Here is a 22,980-nt window from a genome sequence, read left to right on the forward strand (position 1 = left end):
TTAGGCTACGTAGCAGATAATTTCGCCACCAAGACCAGCCTGGCGCGCTGCACGATCAGTCATAACACCTTTAGAGGTAGAAACAACTGCGATACCAAGGCCAGCCATAACTTTTGGCAGCTCATCTTTTTTCTTATAGATGCGCAGACCTGGGCGGCTGACACGCTGAATGCTTTCTACAACAGCTTTACCCTGGAAATACTTGAGAGTAAGTTCCAGTTCCGGCTTGGTGTCGCCTTCAACTTTAAAATCTTCGATAAAACCTTCTTCCTTCAGCACGTTGGCAATTGCCACTTTCAGCTTGGCGGAAGGCATGGTGACCGCAACTTTGTTCGCGGCCTGACCGTTACGGATACGGGTCAGCATATCCGCGATCGGATCTTGCATGCTCATCTGTCTTTACTCCCGTGATTCAATTGGTAATTACCAGCTAGCCTTTTTCAAGCCTGGCACTTCACCGCGCATGGCGGCTTCACGCAGTTTGATACGGCTCAACCCAAACTTGCCCACATAACCATGTGGACGACCTGTTTGACGACAGCGGTTACGCTGACGAGACGGGCTGGAATCACGCGGCAGAGACTGCAGCTTGAGAACCGCATTCCAACGATCTTCGTCGGAAGCGTTCACATCAGAAATGATCGCTTTCAGTTCAGCGCGTTTAGCGAAGAATTTATCAGCTAAAGCTACGCGCTTTACTTCGCGTGCTTTCATTGATTGCTTAGCCATTCAGTAACCCTACCTTACTTGCGGAACGGGAAGTCAAAGGCAGCCAGCAGAGCACGGCCTTCTTCGTCAGATTTCGCAGTAGTGGTAATGGTAATATCCAAACCACGCACGCGGTCGACTTTATCGTAGTCGATTTCTGGGAAGATGATCTGCTCACGGACACCCATGCTGTAGTTACCACGACCGTCGAAAGACTTCGCGGACAGGCCACGGAAGTCACGGATACGTGGAACAGCAATAGTGATCAGGCGCTCAAAGAACTCCCACATGCGTTCGCCACGCAGAGTTACTTTACAGCCGATCGGATAGCCCTGACGGATTTTGAAGCCTGCAACAGATTTGCGTGCTTTGGTGATCAGCGGTTTTTGACCGGAGATTGCTGTCAGATCAGCTGCTGCGTTATCCAGCAGTTTCTTGTCAGCGATCGCTTCACCAACACCCATGTTCAGGGTGATCTTCTCGACCCGAGGGACTTGCATGACAGAATTGTAGTTAAACTCGGTCATGAGTTTCTTAACTACTTCGTCTTTGTAGTAATCATGCAGTTTCGCCATCGTACTACTCCAAATTACTTGATAGTTTCGCTGTTAGACTTGAAGAAACGGACTTTTTTGCCGTCTTCGAATCTAAAGCCTACACGGTCAGCCTTACCGGTAGCCGCATTGAAGATTGCAACGTTAGAAACCTGAATAGCAGCTTCTTTTTCAACGATGCCGCCTGGTTGGTTCAGGGCCGGAACCGGCTTCTGATGTTTCTTAACCAGGTTGATACCTTCAACGACAAGTTTGCCGGAAGACAGAACATTTTTTACTTTACCGCGTTTACCTTTATCTTTACCGGTTAACACGATAACTTCGTCATCACGACGGATTTTCGCTGCCATGATTCGCTCCTTAGAGTACTTCTGGTGCCAGAGAGATAATTTTCATGAACTTCTCAGTACGAAGTTCACGAGTTACCGGCCCAAAGATACGCGTGCCGATAGGCTGCTCGCTGTTATTGTTTAAAATAACGCATGCATTACCATCGAAGCGAATGACAGAACCGTCAGGGCGACGAACACCCTTCTTGGTGCGCACCACTACCGCCTTCAGCACATCACCTTTTTTGACCTTACCACGTGGAATTGCTTCCTTGATGGTGATCTTGATGATGTCGCCTACGCCTGCGTAGCGACGGTGCGAGCCACCCAGAACCTTGATACACATTACGCGACGTGCACCGGAGTTGTCGGCGACGTTCAGCATAGTCTGTTCTTGGATCATTTTAGTGCTCCGCTAATGTCAACTACTACCTGAGACTCTAAAATCAGAGCCGTTAAAAAGCCCCATATCGAGGGCGCGGCATTATAACACCGCTTCTGCAATATGGGTAGAAAAAATAAACGGCTCATCGCTGAGCCGTTTATTCGTATTGAGAAGGCGTACTGTATTACAGAACCGCTTTCTCTACAACGCGAACCAGCGTCCAGGACTTAGTCTTGGACAGTGGACGGCATTCACGGATTTCAACCTTGTCGCCGATACCACATTCGTTGTTCTCGTCATGTACGTGCAGTTTGGTCGTACGCTTGATGAATTTACCGTAGATCGGGTGTTTCACAATACGTTCGATAGCTACAACAATGGATTTCTCCATTTTGTCGCTAACAACACGACCTTGCAGAGTACGGATTTTATCGGTCATTACGCACCCGCCTTCTGAGTCAGTAAAGTCTTAACGCGTGCAACATTGCGACGCACTTGCTTCAGCAGGTGAGTCTGTTGCAGCTGGCCACTTGCAGCCTGCATGCGCAGGTTGAACTGCTCACGCAGCAGGTTCAGCAGCTCAGCGTTCAGCTCTTCAACGCTTTTTTCACGCAGCTCTTTTGCTTTCATTACATCACCGTCTTAGTTACAAAGGTGGTTTTGATAGGCAGTTTCGCTGCTGCCAGGCCGAAGGCTTCACGGGCCAGCTCTTCCGGAACACCGTCCATTTCATAAAGGACTTTGCCCGGTTGGATCAAGGCAACCCAGTACTCCACGTTACCTTTACCTTTACCCATACGAACTTCCAGTGGCTTCTCGGTGATCGGTTTGTCCGGGAATACACGGATCCAGATCTTACCTTGACGCTTAACTGCACGGGTCATTGCACGACGTGCTGCTTCGATCTGACGTGCAGTCAGACGACCACGGCCAACAGCTTTCAGACCGAAAGTGCCGAAGCTAACATCCGTACCCTGCGCCAGACCACGGTTGCGGCCTTTGTGCACTTTACGGAATTTTGTACGCTTTGGTTGTAACATCAGCGACGCTCCTTATTTACGGCCTTTACGCTGCTGCTTTTTAGGTTGAGCAGCCGGTTTTTCCGGTTGTTCAACAGCAGCCATACCACCCAGGATCTCACCTTTGAAGATCCATACCTTAACGCCGATTACACCGTAAGTGGTGTGCGCTTCAGAGGTGTTGTAGTCGATGTCAGCACGCAGAGTGTGCAGCGGTACGCGACCTTCACGGTACCATTCGGTACGTGCGATTTCCGCGCCGCCCAGACGGCCGCTAACTTCAACTTTGATACCTTTAGCGCCCAGACGCATTGCGTTCTGTACAGCACGCTTCATAGCACGACGGAACATAACACGACGTTCCAGCTGAGAAGTGATGCTGTCAGCAACCAATTTAGCGTCCAGTTCAGGCTTACGAACTTCAGCGATATTGATCTGTGCAGGAACGCCAGCGATATCCGCTACGACCTTGCGCAGTTTTTCTACGTCTTCGCCTTTCTTACCGATAACGATGCCAGGACGAGCAGTGTGAATAGTCACACGGATGCTCTTCGCTGGACGCTCGATAACGATACGAGATACAGACGCTTTAGCCAGTTCCTTAGTCAGGTACTGACGTACTTTAAAATCGCTGTCCAGGTTGTCAGCGAATTCTTTGGTGTTCGCAAACCAGGTAGAGTTCCATGGTTTTACAATACCCAGGCGAATACCATTAGGATGTACTTTCTGACCCATTGCTAGTCTCCAGAGTCTCAGCGATCGGACACAACCACAGTAATGTGGCTGGTGCGCTTCAGGATGCGATCTGCACGACCTTTCGCACGCGGCATAATGCGCTTCATGCTTGGGCCTTCATCTACGAAAATTTTCGCGACTTTCAGATCGTCGATGTCAGCGCCATCGTTGTGTTCAGCGTTAGCAATGGCAGATTCCAGTACTTTCTTGACCAATACCGCAGCTTTCTTGTTGGTATAGGTCAGGATGTCCAGGGCCTGCGACACTTTCTTACCGCGAATCAGGTCAGCAACAAGGCGAACCTTCTGTGCAGAAGAACGAGCATGGCGATGTTGAGCTAAAGTTTCCATCTCTTCCTCCTACCTTATTTCTTCTTCGCTTTTTTATCAGCAGCGTGGCCGCGATAAGTACGAGTCGGTGCGAATTCACCCAGTTTGTGACCAACCATTTCGTCGGTTACAAAGACTGGAACGTGCTGACGACCATTATGGACAGCGATGGTCAAACCGATCATGTTAGGAAAGATCGTTGAACGACGGGACCAAGTGCGCAGGGGCTTCTTGTCTCCGCTTTCCACCGCTTTCTCTACCTTCTTCAGCAAGTGCAGGTCAATAAAAGGACCTTTCTTGAGAGAACGTGGCATGGCTTATCCTCTAAAATTATTTGCTACGGCGACGTACGATAAATTTATCAGTACGCTTGTTGCTGCGGGTCTTCTTACCTTTGGTCTGAACGCCCCACGGAGTTACCGGGTGCTTACCAAAGTTACGACCTTCACCACCACCATGTGGGTGGTCGACTGGGTTCATCGCAGTACCGCGAACGGTAGGACGAACACCACGCCAGCGTGCAGCACCAGCTTTACCCAGAACGCGCAGCATATGCTCAGCATTGCCAACTTCGCCCAGAGTAGCGCGGCAGTCGGCTTCGACTTTACGCATTTCACCAGAACGCAGACGCAGGGTGACATAAGCACCGTCACGCGCAACGATCTGAACGTAAGTACCAGCGGAACGTGCCAGCTGACCGCCTTTACCTGGTTTCATTTCTACGTTATGAACGGTAGAACCAACCGGGATATTGCGCATCGGCAGGGTGTTGCCTGCTTTGATTGCAGCATCAACGCCAGACTGAATCTGGTCGCCAGCTTTCAGGCCTTTAGGGGCCAGGATGTAACGGCGTTCGCCGTCTTTGTACAGAACCAGCGCGATGTTCGCGGAACGGTTCGGATCGTACTCAAGACGTTCAACAACTGCTGGGATACCGTCTTTGTTGCGTTTGAAGTCAACAATACGATAAGCCTGCTTGTGGCCACCACCGATGTGACGAGTGGTGATACGGCCATTGTTGTTACGACCACCGGATTTGCTGTTTTTTTCCAGCAACGGAGCAAAAGGTTTGCCCTTGTGCAGCTCAGGGTTAACCACTTTAACTACGTGGCGACGACCCGGAGATGTCGGTTTACATTTAACAACTGCCATTGTATTACTCCTCCGACTTACTCAGCGCCGCCAACGAAGTCCAGGTTCTGGCCTTCTTTCAGGGTGACGTAAGCTTTTTTCCAGTCGCTACGACGACCGATACGCTGTCCGTGACGTTTAACTTTCCCTTTAACTACCAGGGTGTTAACGACTTCGACTTCGACTTCAAACAGTTTCTGCACAGCAGCTTTGATCTCTGCTTTGGTCGCGTCTTTAGCAACTTTGAGAACGATGGTGTTTGTTTTTTCCATCGCAGTAGACGCTTTTTCAGAAACGTGCGGTGCGCGAAGCACCTTCAGCAGACGTTCTTCACGAATCATGCCAGCATCTCCTCAACTTGCTTAACAGCATCAGCAGTCATTACGACTTTGTCGAAGGCGATCAGGCTAACCGGGTCGATACCAGTCGCATCGCGTACGTCAACCTTGTGCAGGTTACGTGCGGCCAGGAACAGGTTCTCGTCCAGCTCACCGGTGATGATCAGCACATCTTCCAGAGCCATGTCTTTCAGTTTCTGTGCCAGCAGCTTAGTTTTAGGCGCTTCAACAGAGAACTTCTCGACAACGATCAGACGATCCTGACGTACCAGTTCGGACAGGATGCTTTTCAGCGCGCCGCGGTACATCTTTTTGTTAACTTTTTGACTGTGGTCCTGTGGACGCGCAGCGAAGGTCACGCCACCTGAACGCCAGATCGGGCTCTTGATAGAACCTGAACGCGCACGGCCGGTACCTTTCTGGCGCCATGGCTTTTTGCCAGAACCAGTTACTTCAGCACGAGTCTTCTGAGCACGAGTACCCTGACGAGCACCAGCTGCATAAGCAACAACAACCTGGTGAACCAGCGCTTCGTTGAAATCACGACCGAAGGTAGTTTCGGAAACAGTCAGCGCGCTCTGCGCGTCTTTCAATACTAATTCCATTGCTATCCCCTTACGCCTTCACAGCTGGTTTAACGATCAGGTCGCTACCGGTTGCACCCGGGACCGCACCTTTAACCAGCAGCAGGTTGCGCTCAGCGTCAACACGTACTACGTCCAGGCTCTGAACGGTTACACGTTCGTTACCCAGCTGACCTGCCATTTTCTTGCCTTTGAACACTTTGCCCGGAGTCTGGTTCTGACCGATAGAACCCGGAACGCGGTGAGACAAGGAGTTACCGTGAGTAGCGTCCTGGGTACGGAAGTTCCAGCGCTTAACGGTACCAGCAAAACCTTTACCTTTAGAGGTACCGGTTACGTCAACTTTTTTAACGTCAGCAAACAGCTCAACGCTAATGTCCTGACCTACGGTGAACTCTTCGCCTTCAGCAAGACGGAATTCCCACAGACCACGGCCAGCTTCTACGCCAGCTTTAGCGAAGTGACCCGCTTCTGGTTTGGTTACACGGTTAGCTTTTTTAGCACCAGTGGTAACCTGAATAGCGCGGTAGCCATCGTTAGCCAGATCTTTAACCTGAGTAACGCGGTTTGCTTCAACTTCGATTACGGTTACTGGGATAGAAACGCCATCTTCAGTGAAGATGCGGGTCATACCCACTTTTTTACCGACTAAACCAATCATTGTTTCAACCTCTCAATCGCTCGATGACCTGATTAACCCAGGCTGATCTGCACGTCTACACCGGCAGCCAGATCCAGACGCATCAGAGCATCAACGGTTTTCTCAGTTGGCTCAACGATGTCAACCAGACGCTTGTGAGTGCGGATTTCGTACTGATCGCGCGCGTCTTTGTTGACGTGCGGGGAGATCAGAACGGTGAAGCGCTCTTTGCGGGTCGGCAGCGGGATCGGACCACGGACTTGCGCACCAGTGCGCTTAGCAGTCTCGACGATTTCCGCGGTTGATTGATCGATCAGACGATGATCAAACGCTTTAAGGCGGATACGGATTCTTTGGTTCTGCATGAGACCAGAGCTCCAATTATTTTATAAACGAAAATGATTACTCCTCAAACCCATTACGATTGATGGGAGAGTGTAACCGTTCTTACGTAGCCCCCCAATTGGGAGCATTGTTGAGTAACAAAATGAGCTACTCTGGTTCTGATTGAACCCGCCGTCAATTACGACAAGCCCGCGCATTATACGTAAATCAGAGAAAGACGCAAGTGCCGTTTAGAAATTAAGCGTCAAAGGCTCAGTATGCGTAGGACTGCGCAACTTTTTACGCCGTATATCCTTTCTGAATTTTTTTATATGAAGCCGCTACGCAATTGCTGTTTTTGTGCGTTGCCGGACAGGCAGATTGTAACGAGTATGCGCTCAAAACCATTTGAGGCCTTTTCCATGCTAACCACCCTCCCCTTCCTGATGATCTATTTTTCTCTGACGGCCCTACTCGTACGCGCTGATATTCGCGACGGTTTGCTGCCCGATAAATTTCTCTGCCCGTTGCTCTGGACGGGCCTGCTCTACCAGGTCTTTATCCATCCTGATTTTCTGCCGAGTGCCGTAATGGGAGCGGTGGCTGGATATCTTGGTTTTGCCACGATTTACTGGGGCTATCGGCTTATCTGCCGGCGGGAAGGAATGGGATATGGCGATGTGAAGTATCTGGCAGGACTTGGTGCGTGGCATGGCTGGTGCATACTGCCTAAACTGGCGTTACTCGCCGCGCTTATGGCGCTGCTTTGCATTCTTGTTTTTTCATTTCTCACCTCAGATAAAGGAGCATTAAAAAACCCACTGCCTTTTGGACCATTTCTGGCAGCAGCGGGTTTATGCGTTGGATGGGAAAATCTGATTAATTTTCCACTTTGATCTGAGACTGTAGGTAGTTTTGAAGGCCAATTTTGCTAATGAGATCCAGCTCGGTTTCCAGCCAGTCAATGTGGCCTTCTTCATCGGCAAGGATCTGGATCATCATATCGCGGCTCACATAGTCATGGACGCTGTCAGCATAAGCAATGGCTTCGCGCAGATCTTTCGCACCTTCCAGCTCCAGCCGGAGGTCAGAACGCAGCATCTCTTCGACATCCTCACCGATGCCCAGCTTGCCGAGATCCTGCAGGTTTGGGATGCCTTCAAGGAATAAGATACGCTCGATGTATTTATCAGCGTGTTTCATCTCATCTATAGATTCATGGTACTCAACGTCATTCAGACGTGTCAGACCCCAGTTTTTAAACATTCTCGCGTGAAGAAAGTACTGGTTGATTGCGACAAGCTCATTTCCCAATAATTTATTGAGATAACTTATGATTTTAACATCACCTTTCATTATATAGTCCCTCCGCTTCCACTCATTGAAGCGTAGAACGGGCTACGGGGATGTCAAAAAAAAGATAGAGGCTTACGCGATCTCTTTGAATTCCGGGATCTGCATCAGTTCGTCCTGCATGATCTCACGCGCTGCGCGAACGCATTTACCGCATTGATTTCCCACCGGAACAAATTTGCGAAGCTGCTGGAAAGATTGTGGCTGAAACTGGCGAACGGCCTGACGAATTTTCTTGTCGCTTACACCATTACATAAACAAACGTACATAGAGACTCCCGTTCAAAATATGCGCAAAGTGTAAGTGAGAATGGTTATGATTACAATAGCACATACGCCAGGATACGGGCCGGGAGCGGTTAAAAAATGCGAAATTTTGTGACAAGGAAAGGTACAGAAAACAAAAAAGGACGCCGAAGCGTCCTTTTTTATTCAGGGATAATTAATTAGCCCAGAACTTTAGCAACAACGCCCGCGCCAACGGTACGGCCGCCTTCACGGATTGCGAAACGCAGACCGTCGTCCATCGCGATTGGGTGGATCAGAGTCACAACCATCTTGATGTTGTCGCCTGGCATTACCATCTCTACGCCTTCTGGCAGTTCGATGGTACCGGTCACGTCAGTTGTACGGAAGTAGAACTGTGGACGGTAGCCTTTGAAGAACGGAGTATGACGGCCGCCTTCGTCTTTGGACAGGATGTACACTTCAGATTCGAACTTGGTGTGTGGCTTGATTGAGCCTGGCTTCGCCAGAACCTGACCACGTTCGATTTCTTCACGTTTGATACCACGCAGCAGAACACCAACGTTCTCACCAGCACGGCCTTCGTCCAGCAGTTTGCGGAACATTTCAACGCCAGTACAGGTAGACTTCGCAGTCTCTTTGATACCAACGATTTCAACTTCTTCACCAACTTTGATGATACCGCGCTCTACACGACCGGTAACAACGGTACCACGACCGGAGATGGAGAATACGTCTTCGATTGGCAGCAGGAATGGCTTGTCAATCGCACGCTCTGGTTCTGGGATGTAAGAATCCAGGAAGCCAGCCAGTTCGATGATTTTCGCTTCCCACTCTGCTTCGCCTTCCAGCGCTTTCAGCGCGGAACCGCGAACGATTGGAGTGTCGTCGCCCGGGAAATCGTACTGAGACAGCAGTTCACGAACTTCCATCTCTACCAGTTCCAGCAGCTCTTCGTCATCAACCATGTCGCATTTGTTCAGGAACACGATGATGAAAGGAACGCCTACCTGACGACCCAGCAGGATGTGCTCACGAGTCTGAGGCATTGGGCCGTCAGTCGCAGCAACAACCAGGATCGCGCCGTCCATCTGCGCAGCACCGGTGATCATGTTTTTAACATAGTCGGCGTGGCCTGGGCAGTCTACGTGTGCGTAGTGGCGAGTCGGGGTGTCGTACTCAACGTGAGAGGTGTTGATGGTGATACCACGAGCTTTTTCTTCTGGCGCGTTATCGATCTGGTCGAATGCACGAGCAGAACCACCGTAGGTTTTAGCCAGAACGGTAGTGATTGCAGCGGTCAGGGTAGTTTTACCATGGTCAACGTGGCCGATAGTACCAACGTTGACGTGCGGTTTTGTACGTTCAAATTTTTCTTTAGACACGGCTATATTCCTTACTATAGTGCTCTCCCCTCTGGAGAGAGCACGGGACTTAGGTTTTAATCCTGTGGATTACTTACCACGGGCTTCAATAACGGCCTGAGCAACGTTGTTAGGCGCATCATCATACTTCAGGAATTCCATGGTGTATGATGCACGACCTTTGGTCAGAGAACGCAGCTGAGTTGCATATCCGAACATTTCAGACAGCGGAACTTCAGCGTGGATCTTAACGCCAGTTACTTCGGATTCCTGACCACGCAGCATACCGCGACGACGGCTCAAGTCACCGATAACGTCACCGGTGTTCTCTTCAGGAGTTTCTACTTCAACCTTCATGATTGGCTCAAGCAGAACTGGTTTTGCTTTCTTAAAGCCTTCTTTAAAGGCAATAGACGCAGCCAGTTTAAACGCCAGTTCAGAGGAGTCAACGTCGTGGTAAGAACCGAAGTGCAGACGGATACCCATGTCAACAACCGGATAGCCAGCCAGAGGGCCCGCTTTCAGCTGTTCCTGGATGCCTTTATCAACGGCTGGGATGTATTCGCCAGGAATTACACCACCTTTGATGTCGTTGATGAACTCGTAACCTTTCGGGTTAGAGCCCGGCTCCAGTGGGTACATGTCGATCACAACGTGACCGTACTGACCGCGACCACCAGACTGCTTAGCGTGTTTACCTTCAACATCGGTAACTTTCGCGCGAATCGCTTCGCGGTAAGCAACCTGAGGTTTACCCACGTTCGCTTCAACGTTGAATTCACGCTTCATACGGTCAACGATGATGTCCAGGTGCAGTTCACCCATACCAGCGATGATGGTCTGGTTAGATTCTTCATCAGTCCATACGCGGAATGATGGGTCTTCTTTCGCCAGACGGCCCAGAGCCAGACCCATTTTTTCCTGGTCAGCTTTGGTTTTTGGTTCAACCGCGATGGAGATTACCGGCTCAGGGAATTCCATACGCTCCAGAATGATCGGGTGATCCGGGTCACACAGGGTGTCACCAGTGGTCACGTCTTTCAGACCGATAGCTGCAGCGATGTCGCCCGCACGAACTTCTTTGATCTCTTCACGTTTGTTAGCGTGCATCTGTACGATACGGCCAAAACGTTCACGCGCCGCTTTCACGGAGTTCAGGATGGTGTCACCAGAGTTAACCACACCAGAGTAAACGCGGAAGAAGGTCAGGTTACCCACGAATGGGTCGGTAGCAATTTTGAACGCCAGTGCAGAGAACGGCTCGTCATCACTTGCGTGACGCTCAGCCGGAGTATCTTTACCGTCGTCCAGGATGCCGTTGATCGCAGGAACGTCAACCGGGGATGGCAGGTAGTCAACTACCGCATCCAGCATCGCCTGAACACCTTTGTTCTTGAACGCAGAACCACAGGTTACCAGGATGATTTCGTTGTTCAGAACGCGCTGACGCAGAGCTTTTTTGATCTCTTCTTCAGACAGTTCTTCACCACCCAGGTATTTCTCCATCAGCTCTTCAGAAGCTTCAGCAGCGGATTCGATCAGGTTCTGGTGCCATTCGTCAGCCAGGTCCTGCATCTCAGCCGGGATATCTTCGTATTCGAAGGTAACGCCCTGGTCTGCATCGTTCCAGTTGATGGCTTTCATTTTCACCAGATCGATAACGCCGGTGAAGCCTTCTTCAGCACCAATTGCCAGCTGCAGCGGAACAGGGTTCGCGCCCAGACGGGTTTTGATCTGGCCAACAACTTTCAGGAAGTTAGCACCCATACGGTCCATTTTGTTAACGAACGCGATGCGTGGAACTTTATATTTGTTCGCCTGACGCCATACGGTTTCAGACTGTGGCTGAACACCACCAACTGCGCAATAAACCATTACCGCGCCGTCAAGAACACGCATGGAACGTTCTACTTCGATGGTGAAGTCAACGTGGCCCGGGGTGTCGATGATGTTTACGCGATGCGGTTCGTACTGCTTAGCCATACCTGACCAGAATGCAGTAGTCGCTGCGGAGGTGATGGTAATACCACGCTCCTGCTCCTGTTCCATCCAGTCCATGGTGGCTGCGCCGTCATGAACTTCACCGATTTTATGGTTTACACCGGTGTAGAACAGAATACGTTCGGTAGTAGTGGTCTTACCGGCGTCGATGTGCGCACTGATACCGATGTTACGGTAGCGTGCGATGGGTGTTGTACGAGCCATTTGATTCCTCGTTTGTTTCTTTAGGCGTTCAGTTAAGTTACCCAGAGCGGGCAGCTTCTCTGAAGCGCCCGCCTGGTGACTAATACTCCGAAGGGATTACCAACGGTAGTGTGCGAACGCCTTGTTGGCTTCTGCCATACGGTGAACGTCTTCACGTTTCTTAACTGCAGTACCTTTGTTTTCTGCAGCATCAGAAAGTTCGTTCGCCAGACGCAGAGCCATGGATTTATCACCGCGTTTACGAGCAGCTTCAACGATCCAACGCATTGCCAGGGCATTACGACGAACCGGACGAACTTCAACTGGAACCTGATAAGTAGAACCACCAACGCGGCGGGACTTAACTTCTACAGTTGGGCGAACGTTGTCGAGAGCGACTTCGAAAGCTTCCAGTTCATTTTTACCAGAACGCTGAGCCAGGGTCTCCAGCGCGCTGTATACGATTGCTTCTGCAGTAGATTTTTTACCATCTACCATCAGGATATTTACAAATTTTGCCAGCAGTTCTGATCCGAACTTCGGATCTGGAAGAATTTTACGCTGACCAATGACGCGACGACGTGGCATGGGAATACTCCGTTGTTAATTCAGGATTGTCCAAAACTCTACGAGTTTAGTTTGACATTAAGATAAATCAGTTTGGCCTTACTTAACGGAGAACCATTAAGCCTTAGGACGCTTCACGCCGTACTTGGAGCGAGCCTGCTTACGGTCTTTAACACCTGAGCAGTCCAGCGCACCACGAACGGTGTGGTAACGAACACCCGGAAGGTCTTTAACACGACCGCCACGGATCAGGATCACGGAGTGCTCCTGCAGGTTGTGACCTTCACCACCGATGTAGGAAGTCACTTCGAAACCGTTAGTCAAACGCACACGGCATACTTTACGCAGTGCGGAGTTTGGTTTTTTAGGAGTGGTGGTATATACACGAGTACATACGCCACGTTTCTGCGGGCAGGCTTCCAGCGCAGGCACGTTGCTTTTTGCAACTTTGCGTGCACGTGGTTTGCGTACCAGCTGGTTAACTGTTGCCATTAAATAGCTCCTGGTTTTAGCTTTTGCTTCGTAAACACGTAATAAAACGACCTCATACAATATGAGGACGCGAAATTTTAGGGCTACGTCGAAAAGGTGTCAAGAAATATACAGCGATCTCAAATCACCAGTTCATTTGACTGGCGTGCGTCACAGTAAGATTGACGAAATCAGTATAGCCAACCACGTCAATTTTGGCTGAAATTTGACCAGAAAGACCCCGCGCATCCAGATCGTCCTTCAGCGCAGAGACCGTTATGGGGGCGTTCGTGAGAATTTCAACGAAACGTCCACCTTCAAGTGCAGCGAGCACGCCATCCTGAATCAGCAGCAGATCGTCACCTTCGCGCAGCATGCTCAACAGCGTGTCGATATCACATTGCCATGGTGAATGGCTGAGAATATGGAGCATGGAAGCCTCAGAAAGTCAGAATGGTGTCGTAGTGGGATAGTTGTTCACGCAGTGCTGCGGCAGGTAAGGTCGTCACATCCAGCACAAAAGGCGTCTTATCGCTTAAACCGCGCGCCGTTAAAGAGTCGGCACAGACATAGCAGGTTTCGATATCGTAAAGCGGCAGCACTTTGAAGGTGGCGATGTAGTCGCGCGCCAGAATGGCCTGCGGCTGTTGGCCCGCCAGAAGCTGAAGCACGCCGTCCCCCAGAAAGAAGACACCGATATCTTCTGTTAACGCCGATGTCGCAAGCAGCGCATCCAGGCCTTCGCGGCCAGAGCTGCTGCCGTGCGGCGCAGAAGTAAAAACAAATGCCACACGCTTCATCAGAATTGCACCACTCTGTCGCAGGTTAACGCCGCCTGAGCCAATGCGCCCAGACCACTCAACGAAAAACCAGGCTGCAGGTTAGCGCCTGATAATCCCAGGCGCTCGGCTTCGTCTGCATCCGTCACGCCGCGACGCAGCGCCGCCGCCACGCAGATATGCAGCTCAACGCCCTGCTTTTCATTTAACGCCTGCCAGGCGCGGACCAGATCAAACTCGTCGCTCGCCGGCGACGTAAACTGGTTCGCGTTATACACCCCTTCCCGATAGAAGAAGACGCTCGCCAGTTCGTGTCCGGCCGCCAGCAGCGCATGCGCAAACTGCAGCGCGCTGCTGGCCTGTTGAGTCCCATACGCCGGGCCCGTCACCATTAATGCAAAACGCATTACTTATCCTGCCCCACGAAATCGCCGCTTTTGAACTGACGGATGTAGAGGTAAACCGTATGCTTGGAGATGTTCAGACGATCGGCCACCTGGTTGATGGCATCTTTAATGTCGAAAATCCCTTTCTCGTAGAGATTGAGTACGATCTGGCGATTCTTGGCGTTGTTCGATACGTTGCGGTCAGCATTGACCTCTTCAATGGTGAACTCAAGCGTCTGCGTGACGAGATCTTCAACGGAGGAGGCAAAGTTAACAGAAGAGCCAACGTCTGGCGTTTCTGGCGGAATAAAGGTGCTCATGATCTGCGAGAATGGCACATCAAGGTTCATGTTGATGCACAGCAGCCCAATCACACGATGCTCGCGATTTCGAATCGCGATGGTTTCTGATTTCATCAGCACGCCGCTTTTGGCGCGGGTGAAATAACATTTTGAGACGCTGCTGTCCGCGCCGGTCATGTCATGCAACATACGCAATGCAAGGTCGGTAATTGGCGAACCAATTTTACGGCCGGTATGCTCACCATTAGCAATGCGGATGGCGGAACACTTCAGATCTTGCAGGGAGTGCAATACGATTTCGCAGTGGGAACCAATGAGCATCGCTAACCCGTCCACTACCGCTTCATAGGATTTCAGAATATCGAAGTCGGTCTGGTCAAAAGGACGTTGATCCAGCAAATCAAGTTCACTGGTTTCGTTGGTTAAAAGCGACCTGGACATGAAAAAAACACTCCTTTTCAGGAGCCTGTCGTTAGGTTTTCAGGGCAGGCTCATTATCTACACGGACAACTAAATTAATACAGCGTGCCTAACGCTTTCCAGTGTTAATTATATCTGCCCCACAATAAAAAACCGCCGCCTTAAAAGGCGGCGGTTTGCATCACATTACTTCTTAGCGTCTGTCGCAGCTTTCTGATCTGCCTGCGCTTCCGGTTTCGCATCCGCTTTCGGCGCTGGTTTGATGTCCAGCAGCTCTACGTCGAAGACCAGCGTAGAGTTAGCCGGGATACCCGGAACGCCAGTTTTGCCATAGGCCAGATCCGGTGGGATAACCAGCTTGATTTTGCCGCCTTTTTTGATGTTTTTCAGGCCTTCAGTCCAGCCTGGGATCACACCGTCAAGACGGAAGGAAAGAGGTTCACCACGGGTGTAAGAGTTGTCGAACTCTTTACCGTCGATCAGCGTACCTTTGTAGTTCACCACAACGGTGTCGCTGTCTTTAGGCGCATCACCGGTACCTTCTTTCTCAACTTTGTACACCAGACCAGTAGAAGAGGTTTTCACACCCTTCTCTTTAGCAAAAGTGTCGCGGTAGGCTTTGCCTTTCGCTTCGTTGTCTTTAGCGTCCGCTTCCATCTTGGTCTGAGCGGCACCCTTCACGCGCGCTTCGAACGCCTGCAGAGTCTGTTCGATTTCCTGGTCAGACAGTTTGCTCTTATCAGCAAAGGCGTCCTGAACACCCGCGATCAGCTGGGCTTTGTCCAGTTTGATGCCCAGTTTCTCTTGTTCTTTCAGAGAGTTTTCCATGTAGCGGCCCAGAGATGCGCCCAGTGCGTAGGCGGATTTCTGGTCGTCATTTTTGAACGCCGCTTTGCTGTCTGCAGTGGCAGCAGGCTTCGCAGCAGTATCAGCAGCGAATGACAGCGGCGCGTTCAGTGCAACAGCCATCGTCGTCGCCAGCAGCGTTACTTTAAACAGTGATTTCATCCATATCTCCAGGGCCTGGGGACTCTCACCCCAGCGTTAAACGTAAATGAGTGACGTACTATAAAACGTTGCGGAAGAAATCTACAGACAGACACTTCCAATTCTCGCCACTTTTCAGACTATTTTTGTTTAAATAAGTTTCTTGCCAACGGGATAGAGACTGCACTTAAGGATAAACTCAGTTAAACTGCGCCGCCGCTGGGCCAATATGGCGTATCAGATATAAACGAGGTGAATGATGAAGGACACAATGATAGAAGCGAGAATGGCTGAGCTGGAAAGCCGCCTGGCTTTTCAGGACATCACCATCGAAGAGCTTAACCAGACCGTGACCGCGCACGAACTCGAAATGGCGAAACTGCGGGATCATATGCGCCTGCTGACGGAAAAGCTGAAGGCGACGCAGCCGTCAAATATTGCCTCTCAGTCGGAAGAGACGCCACCACCTCATTATTGAGGCGTAAAAAAAGCGGGATTATCCCGCTTTTTTATTTTCCGCATGACGGAATTAGTGGCAACCGCAGCCGCCGTTGCCGCAACCACCTTTACCGTGGCCGTGGTCATGACCATGGTCGTGGCCGTGACCACCGCAGCAGCCGTCGTGGCCGTGATCGTGATCATGGTCGTGACCATGCGCACCGTGAACGTGGCCATGAGCCAGCTCTTCTTCAGTCGCTTCACGGATCGCAACAACTTCTACGTTGAACTTCAGGTTCTGGCCAGCCAGCATGTGGTTGCCGTCAACCACAACGTGGTCGTCTTCAACTTCAGTGATTTCAACAGGAACTGGACCCTGGTCAGTTTCAGCCAGGAAGCGCATGCCAACCTGCAGCTCGTCAACGCCCATGAACACGTCTTTAGGAACGCGCTGAACCAGGTTGTCGTCATACTGACCGTAAGCGTCGTTCGCGCCTACAGCAACGTCGAATTTATCGCCAACTTCATGACCTTCCAGCGCAGTTTCCAGGCCGGAAATCAGGGAACCGTGACCATGCAGGTAGTCCAGCGGCGCACTCACCGGAGACTCATCAACCAACACACCGTCTTCTGTACGTACCTGATAGGCCAGGCTGACCACCAGGTCTTTTGCTACTTTCATGATATCTCCTGAGCGTGGGAAAATTGCTGGCGCAGATTGTAGCGGAAATCTGCACCCGTGTACCCTTAAGCTTAAAAAAACTCAGAGCATATCGCTAGTCTGGATGAAAAATGCCGATCACTTGCTCTTCTTTGCGAACGTGATCGCGTGCTTCTTTGTCAGCCTCACGCATCTGGTGACCGCACTTAACGCACTCAACTATATCAATATTATTTTCGCGCCACATGGCCAGCGTATCTTGAGCCTGGCAAGACGGGCACTTTGCACCCGCGATAAAGCGTTTACGTACAGCCATCTTTCGTTACCTTTTATTCAAATTCATCCCAGCCGTCGAGCTGGCGTCGTTCCTGCTGCATCTCTCGCTGAAAAATCTCCTCCAGCTCGCGCCGCGCTTCCCGCACGCGGGAGATCTGCGCCGTATCGCTATGCACAGGCATTAATTCGCGCAGCATCCGCATATCCAGCCGGCGGAAGTGCATCTGGGCGCGCTGCGCCTGGTGAGGATGCATCCCCAGGGAGATTAACGCCTTGCGCCCCAGTTCCAGCGCACTGGAGAACGTCTCACGGGAGAAGTGTTTCACACCTGCCTGCAACAATTCGTGAGCTTCAACACGCCCCCGGGCACGCGCCAGAATATTGAGGTGCGGGAAGTGCTGCTGACATAGCTCCACCAACTTCATCGTATCTTCCGGATCGTTGCAGGTGATGACGATAGACTCCGCGGCTTCCGCCCCGGCCGAGCGCAGAAGCTCAAGCTGAGTGGCATCGCCGTAATAGACCTTGTAGCCATATTTGCGCATCAGGTTGACCGCGCTGATATCCCGCTCCAGCACCGTAATGCGCATTTTGTTCGCCATCAACAGGCGGCCAATCACCTGCCCGAAGCGGCCGAAGCCCACGACGATCACCTGCGGCTTATCGTCTTCTACCCACGGCGCTTCATCTTCATCGTCTGCCGGATTCAGGCGGCGCGACAGGAGTTTATCCACCATCTTCATCAGCAGAGGCGTGGTCATCATCGACAGCGTTACCGTCACCAGCAGCAGCGCCATCTGGTCATCTTTAAACAGCTTCTGGGAGGAGGCGGTGGAGAACAGCACAAACGCAAACTCGCCACCCTGGCTCAACACGCTGGCAAACTGCATGCGTTCCGAACTGCGCAACCCGTAGATACGCGCCATGACGTACAGCACCAGCATTTTCACCGCCACCAGGATCGCAACACTCACCGCAACCCAGAGCAGATGGGTATAAAGCACGCCAAGGTTCAGCGCCATGCCGACCGAAATAAAGAACAGCCCTAACAGCAGCCCCTTAAACGGATCGATAGCAATTTCCAGTTCGTGACGATATTCGCTCTCCGCCAGCAGCACCCCGGCGATGAATGTCCCCAGCGCCATCGACAGCCCCAGCGCATCCATAAACAGCGCAGAGCCAAGCACCAGCAGCAGCGTCGCGGCGGTAAACACTTCACGAACGCCCGAGGCGGCAATAAAGCGGAACACCGGACGCAGTAAGAAACGCCCGCCAATCAGCATCCCCGCGAAGGCCAGCACCTTCATGGAGATTTTTACCCAGTCAAAATGATCGTCACCGGAGCCCGCCAGCAGCGGCACCAGCGCCAGCGCCGGGATCACCGCCAAATCCTGGAATAGCAGCACCGAAAAGCCCAGCTGTCCGGCCTCATTGCGGTTCATCCCCTTGTCGCGCATCAGCTGCAGCGCCATCGCCGTCGACGACATTGCGAGACCAATCCCGCCAATCACCGCCGCCTGCCAGGAAAAGTTGGTCAGCATTAACAGGCCAGCCAGAATCGCGGCGCTAAACAGCACCTGCGCGGCGCCCACGCCAAAGATAGAGCGTCGAAGCTGCCACAGCTTCGAGGGGTTCAGTTCGAGGCCGATGATGAACATCAGGAACACCACGCCGAGCTCCGAGAAGTGGAGAATTTCATCCACGTCGCTGATGAAGCCCAGTCCCCATGGGCCAATGGCGATCCCCGCGAGCAAATACCCCAGCACCGCCCCGATGCCGATACGGGCGGCAAGCGGCACCGCGACGACGGCGGCAAATAAAAACAGCACCCCGGCGAGGAGTAAATTCGATCCTTCCATTAACGACCTCCTGCCGGAATCGGTGATGCCAGCCATTCGCCGTAGGCTCTGGCGTGGCTTGCGAGCGCTTTCGGGTCCTGACGCCGCGCCCAGTAAACAATAATCGGGCTCATCCAGTGCATGCGGCACATGGCCGCCGTCAGCTCGAACGGCCTCAGGATGTCGCTCATGGGATAGCGGTTCAGCCCGTCGTGACGGTAAGCGCTTTCGGGTTCACCGGTGGTGATCACACTGCGCCAGTACTTTCCCGCCAGCTGGTTGCCCCCCACCCCGCTGGAGAAGCCCCGGCTCAGCACGCGGTCCAGCCACTCTTTCAGCAGTGCCGGACAGCTGTAGGTATAGAGCGGATGCTGAAATACAATCACGTCATGCTGACGCAGCAGTTCCTGCTCGTAAGGAATATCGATAAAGAAATCAGGATAGTGCGCGTAGAGATCGTGCACCGTGACGTTACTGAGCTGTGTGGCCGGCTTAAGCAGCACCCGGTTCGCCACCGAGTCCTGAGATTCCGGATGGGCATACAGCAGCAGCACTTTCGCTGTCTGAGACATCACTCCCCTCCCGGTTCTGTTTTTGTGTATTGTTGTCGTTTTGGGCTACCATGGCGGCCCGGTGGGGAAAATGGCCCACACCTTACATTATCATAATGACAAATTAACATAGTCGGAACATACGGCGCTTCTATGATTGTTTTCTCCTCGTTACAAATTCGTCGCGGCGTGCGCGTCCTGCTGGATAACGCCACTGCTACCATCAACCCGGGCCAGAAAGTGGGTCTGGTCGGCAAAAACGGCTGCGGTAAATCCACCCTGCTGGCGCTGCTGAAAAACGAGATTAGCGCGGATGGCGGTAACTTTACCTTCCCGGGGAACTGGCAGCTCGCGTGGGTAAACCAGGAGACGCCAGCCCTGAGCGAACCGGCACTCGACTATGTTATCGACGGCGATCGCGAATACCGTAAGCTCGAAGCGGAACTCAACGCGGCCAACGAGCGCAACGACGGTCACGCCATCGCTACCGTTCACGGCAAGCTGGACGCCATCGACGCGTGGACCATTCGCTCCCGCGCCTCCAGCCTGCTGCACGGCCTGGGCTTCAGCAATGAACAGCTTGAACGCCCGGTCAGCGACTTCTCCGGCGGCTGGCGCATGCGCCTCAACCTGGCGCAGGCGCTGATCTGCCGCTCAGACCTGCTCCTGCTCGATGAACCGACCAACCACCTCGATCTCGATGCGGTTATTTGGCTCGAGAAGTGGCTCAAGAGCTATCAGGGCACTCTGATTCTCATCTCCCACGACCGCGACTTCCTCGATCCGGTGGTGGATAAAATCATTCATATCGAACAGCAAACCATGTTCGAGTACACCGGCAACTACAGCTCTTTCGAGCGCCAGCGCGCGACGCGCCTTGCTCAGCAGCAGTCGATGTATGAAAGCCAACAGCAGCGCGTGGCGCACCTGCAGAGCTTCGTGGATCGCTTCAAAGCTAAAGCGTCAAAAGCCAAGCAGGCCCAGAGCCGCATTAAAATGCTGGAACGCATGGAGATGATTGCCCCGGCACACGTGGATAACCCGTTCCACTTCAGCTTCCGCGCGCCGGAAAGCCTGCCGAACCCGCTGCTGAAGATGGAAAAGGTCAGCGCGGGTTATGGGGATCGCATCATCCTCGACTCTATCAAGCTTAACCTGGTGCCGGGTTCGCGCATTGGCCTGCTGGGGCGCAATGGCGCCGGTAAATCAACGTTAATTAAGCTGCTCGCGGGCGAGCTTAACCCAACCAGCGGTGAAATCGGCCTGGCGAAGGGCATTAAGCTTGGCTATTTCGCCCAGCATCAGCTGGAATTTTTACGCGCGGATGAATCCCCGATTCAGCATCTGGCGCGTCTTGCGCCACAGGAGATGGAGCAGAAGCTGCGCGACTACCTCGGCGGCTTCGGCTTCCAGGGCGATAAGGTGACCGAAAACACCGAGCGTTTCTCGGGCGGCGAAAAAGCCCGTCTGGTGCTGGCGCTGATCGTCTGGCAGAGACCCAACCTGCTGCTGCTTGATGAACCGACCAACCACCTGGATCTCGACATGCGTCAGGCGCTGACCGAAGCGCTGATTGAGTTCGAAGGCGCACTGGTTGTCGTGTCGCACGATCGCCACCTGATCCGCTCCACCACCGACGATCTCTATCTGGTACACGGCGGCAAAGTCGAACCGTTCGACGGCGATCTTGAAGATTACCAGCAGTGGCTGACGGACGTACAAAAGCAGGAAAACCAGCCGGAAGAGTCAGCGAAAGACAACGTCAACAGCGCACAGTCGCGTAAAGACCAGAAGCGCCGCGAAGCGGAACTGCGCACCCAGACCCAGCCGCTGCGTAAAGAGATTGCCCGTCTTGAAAAAGAGATGGAAAAGCTCAACGCCACGCTTGCCGCCGTCGAAGAGAAGCTGGGCGACAGCGAGCTGTACGATCAGAGCCGCAAAGCAGAGCTGACGGACTGTCTGCAAACTCAGGCCAAAACCAAATCCAGCCTCGAAGAGTGCGAAATGGCATGGCTGGACGCGCAGGAACAACTGGAAGCGATGCTGCAGGCTGACTGATCCACCGGGAGGGCTATGAGTTTCGATACCACGAGCGAGATTACATTCCGTAAGCTCAGCATCTTCATGACGTTCATGGAGAAGGGCAATATCGCACGTACCGCCGAAACGCTGGGCCTGAGCGGCGTCAGCGTGCACCGCGCGCTGCACACGCTGGAAGAGAACGTCCGCTGCCCGCTCTTTGCTCACAAAGGGCGTAACCTGATTGCCCTCCCCTCCGCGTGGACGCTGCTGGAGTATTGTCAGGAGGTGATGCAGGTGATGGCGCGCGGCGTGGAAGAGTCCCGTAAAATTGCCGGTATCGGCCAGGGGCGGTTGCGCGTCGGCACGCTCTACTCTCTGACGCTGGAAACCGTGCCGCGCCTGATTATGGGCATGAAGCTGCGCCGTCCGGATCTGGAGATGGACCTGACGATGGGCTCCAACGACACCCTGCTCCATATGCTGGATGAGGGGTCGCTGGATGCGATTTTAATCTCTATTTCCGAAAGCGATATCGACCGTAACAGCCTCGAAGTGCTTCCTCTGTTCCATGATGATATTTTCCTTGCCGCACCGGCTTCCGCCACGCTGAATACCCGCGGGCCCGCGGATCTGCGTGATTACAAAGACCAGAAATTTGTCGCCCTGGCAGAAGGGTTCGCCACGTATGCCGGGTTTCAGGAAGCGTTTCATATCGCCGGGTTCGAGCCGGAAATCGTCACCCGCGTGAATGACATCTTCTCGATGCTGAGTCTGGTGCAGGCGGGGGTTGGATTTACGCTGATGCCGGGCAGGATGAAAAAGGTCTACGAGAATTCGGTGCAACTCCTGAAGCTGGCGGAGCCGTACCAGATGCAGCAGTTGATTGCGATTGTCTTTGCCCGCAACCGCGAGCAGGATCCGAGCCTGCGGGCATTAGCCGCCGAAGGGCGGATGTATGCGCGCAGCTTGCAGGATAGTGCGTGATGCCTTGCCGGGTGGCGACGCGTTGCGTCTTACCCGGCCTACGTTCGTGCAGTCGTAGGCCCGGTAAGGCGTAGC

35 protein-coding genes are annotated in these 22,980 nt (G+C 52.6%); 4 read left to right on the forward strand and 31 right to left on the reverse strand.

The window, feature by feature from the left end; all coding sequences use genetic code 11:
- The 16 genes from rpsH to rpsJ all read right to left on the reverse strand — a co-directional run bounded on the left by rpsH (position 1) and on the right by rpsJ (position 7,117).
- Positions 1 to 393: a 30S ribosomal protein S8 gene (gene rpsH, locus IB212_RS21030; protein ID WP_006178918.1), complete on the reverse strand. Its 393-nt coding sequence runs from the start codon at positions 391 to 393 to the stop codon at positions 1 to 3.
- Positions 394 to 423: 30 nt separating this feature from the next.
- Positions 424 to 729: a 30S ribosomal protein S14 gene (rpsN, locus tag IB212_RS21035; RefSeq protein WP_003863291.1), complete on the reverse strand. Its 306-nt coding sequence runs from the start codon at positions 727 to 729 to the stop codon at positions 424 to 426.
- Positions 730 to 743: 14 nt separating this feature from the next.
- Positions 744 to 1,283, reverse strand: a complete 540-nt coding sequence (rplE, locus tag IB212_RS21040) for a 50S ribosomal protein L5 (protein ID WP_001096202.1) — start codon at positions 1,281 to 1,283, stop codon at positions 744 to 746.
- A 14-nt stretch (positions 1,284 to 1,297) separates the two neighbouring features.
- Entirely contained in the window at positions 1,298 to 1,612 is a 315-nt protein-coding gene (gene rplX, locus IB212_RS21045; RefSeq protein ID WP_003863287.1) for a 50S ribosomal protein L24, read from the reverse strand.
- A gap of 10 nt (positions 1,613 to 1,622) precedes the next feature.
- Complete coding sequence (rplN, locus tag IB212_RS21050; protein ID WP_002919748.1) at positions 1,623 to 1,994, reverse strand: 50S ribosomal protein L14; 372 nt, start codon at positions 1,992 to 1,994, stop codon at positions 1,623 to 1,625.
- A 166-nt stretch (positions 1,995 to 2,160) separates the two neighbouring features.
- Entirely contained in the window at positions 2,161 to 2,415 is a 255-nt protein-coding gene (rpsQ, locus tag IB212_RS21055; RefSeq protein WP_008503489.1) for a 30S ribosomal protein S17, read from the reverse strand.
- Positions 2,415 to 2,606 (reverse strand): 50S ribosomal protein L29, encoded by a 192-nt coding sequence (gene rpmC / locus IB212_RS21060; protein WP_003863282.1) that lies wholly within the window; start codon positions 2,604 to 2,606, stop codon positions 2,415 to 2,417. Before rpmC ends, rpsQ begins: the two co-directional genes overlap by 1 nt.
- On the reverse strand, positions 2,606 to 3,016 hold the full coding sequence (gene rplP, locus IB212_RS21065; RefSeq protein ID WP_002919759.1) for a 50S ribosomal protein L16: 411 nt from the start codon (positions 3,014 to 3,016) through the stop codon (positions 2,606 to 2,608). The genes rpmC and rplP overlap by 1 nt, the downstream gene beginning before the upstream one ends.
- Positions 3,017 to 3,028: 12 nt before the next feature.
- The gene (gene rpsC / locus IB212_RS21070; protein ID WP_000529945.1) at positions 3,029 to 3,730 is read right to left on the reverse strand and encodes a 30S ribosomal protein S3; all 702 of its coding nucleotides are present in this window, start codon (positions 3,728 to 3,730) and stop codon (positions 3,029 to 3,031) included.
- A 17-nt stretch (positions 3,731 to 3,747) separates the two neighbouring features.
- A complete protein-coding gene (gene rplV, locus IB212_RS21075; protein ID WP_002919773.1) occupies positions 3,748 to 4,080 on the reverse strand; it encodes a 50S ribosomal protein L22 in 333 nt (110 codons plus the stop codon).
- Between the two features lie 14 nt (positions 4,081 to 4,094).
- The gene (rpsS, locus tag IB212_RS21080) at positions 4,095 to 4,373 is read right to left on the reverse strand and encodes a 30S ribosomal protein S19 (RefSeq protein ID WP_001138117.1); all 279 of its coding nucleotides are present in this window, start codon (positions 4,371 to 4,373) and stop codon (positions 4,095 to 4,097) included.
- Between the two features lie 16 nt (positions 4,374 to 4,389).
- Complete coding sequence (rplB, locus tag IB212_RS21085; RefSeq protein WP_000301859.1) at positions 4,390 to 5,211, reverse strand: 50S ribosomal protein L2; 822 nt, start codon at positions 5,209 to 5,211, stop codon at positions 4,390 to 4,392.
- A gap of 17 nt (positions 5,212 to 5,228) precedes the next feature.
- Complete coding sequence (rplW, locus tag IB212_RS21090) at positions 5,229 to 5,531, reverse strand: 50S ribosomal protein L23 (protein ID WP_000617546.1); 303 nt, start codon at positions 5,529 to 5,531, stop codon at positions 5,229 to 5,231.
- A complete protein-coding gene (gene rplD, locus IB212_RS21095; RefSeq protein WP_000424395.1) occupies positions 5,528 to 6,133 on the reverse strand; it encodes a 50S ribosomal protein L4 in 606 nt (201 codons plus the stop codon). Before rplD ends, rplW begins: the two co-directional genes overlap by 4 nt.
- Positions 6,134 to 6,143: 10 nt before the next feature.
- Positions 6,144 to 6,773: a 50S ribosomal protein L3 gene (gene rplC, locus IB212_RS21100; RefSeq protein WP_003863274.1), complete on the reverse strand. Its 630-nt coding sequence runs from the start codon at positions 6,771 to 6,773 to the stop codon at positions 6,144 to 6,146.
- Between the two features lie 32 nt (positions 6,774 to 6,805).
- Positions 6,806 to 7,117: a 30S ribosomal protein S10 gene (rpsJ, locus tag IB212_RS21105; RefSeq protein ID WP_001181005.1), complete on the reverse strand. Its 312-nt coding sequence runs from the start codon at positions 7,115 to 7,117 to the stop codon at positions 6,806 to 6,808.
- Between the two features lie 381 nt (positions 7,118 to 7,498).
- On the opposite strand from rpsJ, the gene IB212_RS21110 reads away from it, so the two are divergent.
- Complete coding sequence (locus IB212_RS21110; RefSeq protein WP_188246100.1) at positions 7,499 to 7,972, forward strand: A24 family peptidase; 474 nt, start codon at positions 7,499 to 7,501, stop codon at positions 7,970 to 7,972.
- Here the strand turns inward: IB212_RS21110 and bfr are convergent.
- From bfr to fkpA, 11 genes are all read right to left on the reverse strand, one after another.
- Positions 7,956 to 8,432: a bacterioferritin gene (bfr, locus tag IB212_RS21115; RefSeq protein WP_028014636.1), complete on the reverse strand. Its 477-nt coding sequence runs from the start codon at positions 8,430 to 8,432 to the stop codon at positions 7,956 to 7,958. The two genes, IB212_RS21110 and bfr, sit on opposite strands and share 17 nt — an antisense overlap.
- A gap of 72 nt (positions 8,433 to 8,504) precedes the next feature.
- Complete coding sequence (bfd, locus tag IB212_RS21120; RefSeq protein ID WP_003863268.1) at positions 8,505 to 8,699, reverse strand: bacterioferritin-associated ferredoxin; 195 nt, start codon at positions 8,697 to 8,699, stop codon at positions 8,505 to 8,507.
- Positions 8,700 to 8,875: 176 nt separating this feature from the next.
- Positions 8,876 to 10,060, reverse strand: coding sequence for an elongation factor Tu (gene tuf / locus IB212_RS21125; protein ID WP_014068448.1), 1,185 nt, complete (start codon positions 10,058 to 10,060; stop codon positions 8,876 to 8,878).
- Positions 10,061 to 10,129: 69 nt separating this feature from the next.
- Entirely contained in the window at positions 10,130 to 12,244 is a 2,115-nt protein-coding gene (fusA, locus tag IB212_RS21130) for an elongation factor G (RefSeq protein WP_028014637.1), read from the reverse strand.
- Positions 12,245 to 12,340: 96 nt separating this feature from the next.
- Positions 12,341 to 12,811 (reverse strand): 30S ribosomal protein S7, encoded by a 471-nt coding sequence (gene rpsG, locus IB212_RS21135; protein WP_003861706.1) that lies wholly within the window; start codon positions 12,809 to 12,811, stop codon positions 12,341 to 12,343.
- Between the two features lie 96 nt (positions 12,812 to 12,907).
- The gene (rpsL, locus tag IB212_RS21140; RefSeq protein WP_000246815.1) at positions 12,908 to 13,282 is read right to left on the reverse strand and encodes a 30S ribosomal protein S12; all 375 of its coding nucleotides are present in this window, start codon (positions 13,280 to 13,282) and stop codon (positions 12,908 to 12,910) included.
- Between the two features lie 124 nt (positions 13,283 to 13,406).
- Positions 13,407 to 13,694 (reverse strand): sulfurtransferase complex subunit TusB, encoded by a 288-nt coding sequence (gene tusB, locus IB212_RS21145; RefSeq protein ID WP_041911943.1) that lies wholly within the window; start codon positions 13,692 to 13,694, stop codon positions 13,407 to 13,409.
- Between the two features lie 7 nt (positions 13,695 to 13,701).
- Positions 13,702 to 14,061, reverse strand: a complete 360-nt coding sequence (tusC, locus tag IB212_RS21150) for a sulfurtransferase complex subunit TusC (RefSeq protein ID WP_041911942.1) — start codon at positions 14,059 to 14,061, stop codon at positions 13,702 to 13,704.
- Entirely contained in the window at positions 14,061 to 14,447 is a 387-nt protein-coding gene (gene tusD, locus IB212_RS21155) for a sulfurtransferase complex subunit TusD (RefSeq protein WP_041911941.1), read from the reverse strand. The genes tusC and tusD overlap by 1 nt, the downstream gene beginning before the upstream one ends.
- A complete protein-coding gene (locus IB212_RS21160; protein ID WP_014885489.1) occupies positions 14,447 to 15,169 on the reverse strand; it encodes a transcriptional regulator in 723 nt (240 codons plus the stop codon). The genes tusD and IB212_RS21160 overlap by 1 nt, the downstream gene beginning before the upstream one ends.
- Positions 15,170 to 15,334: 165 nt before the next feature.
- Positions 15,335 to 16,156 carry an FKBP-type peptidyl-prolyl cis-trans isomerase gene (fkpA, locus tag IB212_RS21165; protein ID WP_023331457.1) on the reverse strand — a complete coding sequence of 274 codons (822 nt, stop codon included), beginning with the start codon at positions 16,154 to 16,156 and terminating at the stop codon, positions 15,335 to 15,337.
- A 238-nt stretch (positions 16,157 to 16,394) separates the two neighbouring features.
- Between fkpA and IB212_RS21170 the strand changes: the two genes are divergently transcribed.
- Positions 16,395 to 16,613 carry a protein SlyX gene (locus IB212_RS21170; RefSeq protein WP_028014642.1) on the forward strand — a complete coding sequence of 73 codons (219 nt, stop codon included), beginning with the start codon at positions 16,395 to 16,397 and terminating at the stop codon, positions 16,611 to 16,613.
- A gap of 51 nt (positions 16,614 to 16,664) precedes the next feature.
- On the opposite strand, the gene slyD is transcribed toward IB212_RS21170, so the two are convergent.
- The 4 genes from slyD to kefG form a co-directional block, all read right to left on the reverse strand.
- Positions 16,665 to 17,255 carry a peptidylprolyl isomerase gene (gene slyD / locus IB212_RS21175; protein ID WP_003861691.1) on the reverse strand — a complete coding sequence of 197 codons (591 nt, stop codon included), beginning with the start codon at positions 17,253 to 17,255 and terminating at the stop codon, positions 16,665 to 16,667.
- A gap of 94 nt (positions 17,256 to 17,349) precedes the next feature.
- On the reverse strand, positions 17,350 to 17,550 hold the full coding sequence (locus tag IB212_RS21180; protein ID WP_003861689.1) for a YheV family putative zinc ribbon protein: 201 nt from the start codon (positions 17,548 to 17,550) through the stop codon (positions 17,350 to 17,352).
- Between the two features lie 13 nt (positions 17,551 to 17,563).
- On the reverse strand, positions 17,564 to 19,369 hold the full coding sequence (gene kefB, locus IB212_RS21185) for a glutathione-regulated potassium-efflux system protein KefB (RefSeq protein WP_188246199.1): 1,806 nt from the start codon (positions 19,367 to 19,369) through the stop codon (positions 17,564 to 17,566).
- Positions 19,369 to 19,920: a glutathione-regulated potassium-efflux system ancillary protein KefG gene (gene kefG, locus IB212_RS21190; RefSeq protein WP_006812200.1), complete on the reverse strand. Its 552-nt coding sequence runs from the start codon at positions 19,918 to 19,920 to the stop codon at positions 19,369 to 19,371. Before kefG ends, kefB begins: the two co-directional genes overlap by 1 nt.
- A 132-nt stretch (positions 19,921 to 20,052) precedes the next feature.
- Between kefG and IB212_RS21195 the strand changes: the two genes are divergently transcribed.
- Together IB212_RS21195 and IB212_RS21200 are read left to right on the forward strand one after the other, a co-directional pair.
- Positions 20,053 to 21,957, forward strand: coding sequence for an ABC transporter ATP-binding protein (locus tag IB212_RS21195; RefSeq protein ID WP_060573419.1), 1,905 nt, complete (start codon positions 20,053 to 20,055; stop codon positions 21,955 to 21,957).
- Positions 21,958 to 21,972: 15 nt separating this feature from the next.
- On the forward strand, positions 21,973 to 22,905 hold the full coding sequence (locus IB212_RS21200; protein WP_041911939.1) for a LysR family transcriptional regulator: 933 nt from the start codon (positions 21,973 to 21,975) through the stop codon (positions 22,903 to 22,905).
- Positions 22,906 to 22,980: the final 75 nt, after the last annotated feature.

Origin of the sequence: Enterobacter sp. E12, assembly GCF_014596715.2 — a bacterium.
GTDB classification, from domain to species: Bacteria; Pseudomonadota; Gammaproteobacteria; order Enterobacterales; family Enterobacteriaceae; genus Enterobacter; species Enterobacter bugandensis.

Bases quoted from the DNA above. Each gene is read 5' to 3' on its own strand.
- rplD (WP_000424395.1), bottom strand. From the start codon at position 6,133: ATGGAATTAGTATTGAAAGACGCGCAGAGCGCGCTGACTGTTTCCGAA.
- rpsS (WP_001138117.1), bottom strand. From the start codon at position 4,373: ATGCCACGTTCTCTCAAGAAAGGTCCTTTTATTGACCTGCACTTGCTG.
- tusB (WP_041911943.1), bottom strand. From the start codon at position 13,694: ATGCTCCATATTCTCAGCCATTCACCATGGCAATGTGATATCGACACG.
- rpsJ (WP_001181005.1), bottom strand. From the start codon at position 7,117: ATGCAGAACCAAAGAATCCGTATCCGCCTTAAAGCGTTTGATCATCGT.
- rpsQ (WP_008503489.1), bottom strand. From the start codon at position 2,415: ATGACCGATAAAATCCGTACTCTGCAAGGTCGTGTTGTTAGCGACAAA.
- IB212_RS21195 (WP_060573419.1), top strand. From the start codon at position 20,053: ATGATTGTTTTCTCCTCGTTACAAATTCGTCGCGGCGTGCGCGTCCTG.
- IB212_RS21160 (WP_014885489.1), bottom strand. From the start codon at position 15,169: ATGTCCAGGTCGCTTTTAACCAACGAAACCAGTGAACTTGATTTGCTG.
- rplE (WP_001096202.1), bottom strand. From the start codon at position 1,283: ATGGCGAAACTGCATGATTACTACAAAGACGAAGTAGTTAAGAAACTC.
- kefB (WP_188246199.1), bottom strand. From the start codon at position 19,369: ATGGAAGGATCGAATTTACTCCTCGCCGGGGTGCTGTTTTTATTTGCC.
- rplX (WP_003863287.1), bottom strand. From the start codon at position 1,612: ATGGCAGCGAAAATCCGTCGTGATGACGAAGTTATCGTGTTAACCGGT.
- bfd (WP_003863268.1), bottom strand. From the start codon at position 8,699: ATGTACGTTTGTTTATGTAATGGTGTAAGCGACAAGAAAATTCGTCAG.
- rpmC (WP_003863282.1), bottom strand. From the start codon at position 2,606: ATGAAAGCAAAAGAGCTGCGTGAAAAAAGCGTTGAAGAGCTGAACGCT.
- rplW (WP_000617546.1), bottom strand. From the start codon at position 5,531: ATGATTCGTGAAGAACGTCTGCTGAAGGTGCTTCGCGCACCGCACGTT.
- kefG (WP_006812200.1), bottom strand. From the start codon at position 19,920: ATGTCTCAGACAGCGAAAGTGCTGCTGCTGTATGCCCATCCGGAATCT.
- rpsG (WP_003861706.1), bottom strand. From the start codon at position 12,811: ATGCCACGTCGTCGCGTCATTGGTCAGCGTAAAATTCTTCCAGATCCG.
- rpsC (WP_000529945.1), bottom strand. From the start codon at position 3,730: ATGGGTCAGAAAGTACATCCTAATGGTATTCGCCTGGGTATTGTAAAA.
- IB212_RS21170 (WP_028014642.1), top strand. From the start codon at position 16,395: ATGAAGGACACAATGATAGAAGCGAGAATGGCTGAGCTGGAAAGCCGC.
- slyD (WP_003861691.1), bottom strand. From the start codon at position 17,255: ATGAAAGTAGCAAAAGACCTGGTGGTCAGCCTGGCCTATCAGGTACGT.
- rpsN (WP_003863291.1), bottom strand. From the start codon at position 729: ATGGCTAAGCAATCAATGAAAGCACGCGAAGTAAAGCGCGTAGCTTTA.
- rplC (WP_003863274.1), bottom strand. From the start codon at position 6,773: ATGATTGGTTTAGTCGGTAAAAAAGTGGGTATGACCCGCATCTTCACT.
- rplV (WP_002919773.1), bottom strand. From the start codon at position 4,080: ATGGAAACTTTAGCTCAACATCGCCATGCTCGTTCTTCTGCACAGAAG.
- rpsL (WP_000246815.1), bottom strand. From the start codon at position 13,282: ATGGCAACAGTTAACCAGCTGGTACGCAAACCACGTGCACGCAAAGTT.
- rplB (WP_000301859.1), bottom strand. From the start codon at position 5,211: ATGGCAGTTGTTAAATGTAAACCGACATCTCCGGGTCGTCGCCACGTA.
- fkpA (WP_023331457.1), bottom strand. From the start codon at position 16,156: ATGAAATCACTGTTTAAAGTAACGCTGCTGGCGACGACGATGGCTGTT.
- IB212_RS21110 (WP_188246100.1), top strand. From the start codon at position 7,499: ATGCTAACCACCCTCCCCTTCCTGATGATCTATTTTTCTCTGACGGCC.
- rpsH (WP_006178918.1), bottom strand. From the start codon at position 393: ATGAGCATGCAAGATCCGATCGCGGATATGCTGACCCGTATCCGTAAC.
- tusD (WP_041911941.1), bottom strand. From the start codon at position 14,447: ATGCGTTTTGCATTAATGGTGACGGGCCCGGCGTATGGGACTCAACAG.
- bfr (WP_028014636.1), bottom strand. From the start codon at position 8,432: ATGAAAGGTGATGTTAAAATCATAAGTTATCTCAATAAATTATTGGGA.
- IB212_RS21180 (WP_003861689.1), bottom strand. From the start codon at position 17,550: ATGGCTGTACGTAAACGCTTTATCGCGGGTGCAAAGTGCCCGTCTTGC.
- rplP (WP_002919759.1), bottom strand. From the start codon at position 3,016: ATGTTACAACCAAAGCGTACAAAATTCCGTAAAGTGCACAAAGGCCGC.
- tusC (WP_041911942.1), bottom strand. From the start codon at position 14,061: ATGAAGCGTGTGGCATTTGTTTTTACTTCTGCGCCGCACGGCAGCAGC.
- rplN (WP_002919748.1), bottom strand. From the start codon at position 1,994: ATGATCCAAGAACAGACTATGCTGAACGTCGCCGACAACTCCGGTGCA.
- IB212_RS21200 (WP_041911939.1), top strand. From the start codon at position 21,973: ATGAGTTTCGATACCACGAGCGAGATTACATTCCGTAAGCTCAGCATC.
- fusA (WP_028014637.1), bottom strand. From the start codon at position 12,244: ATGGCTCGTACAACACCCATCGCACGCTACCGTAACATCGGTATCAGT.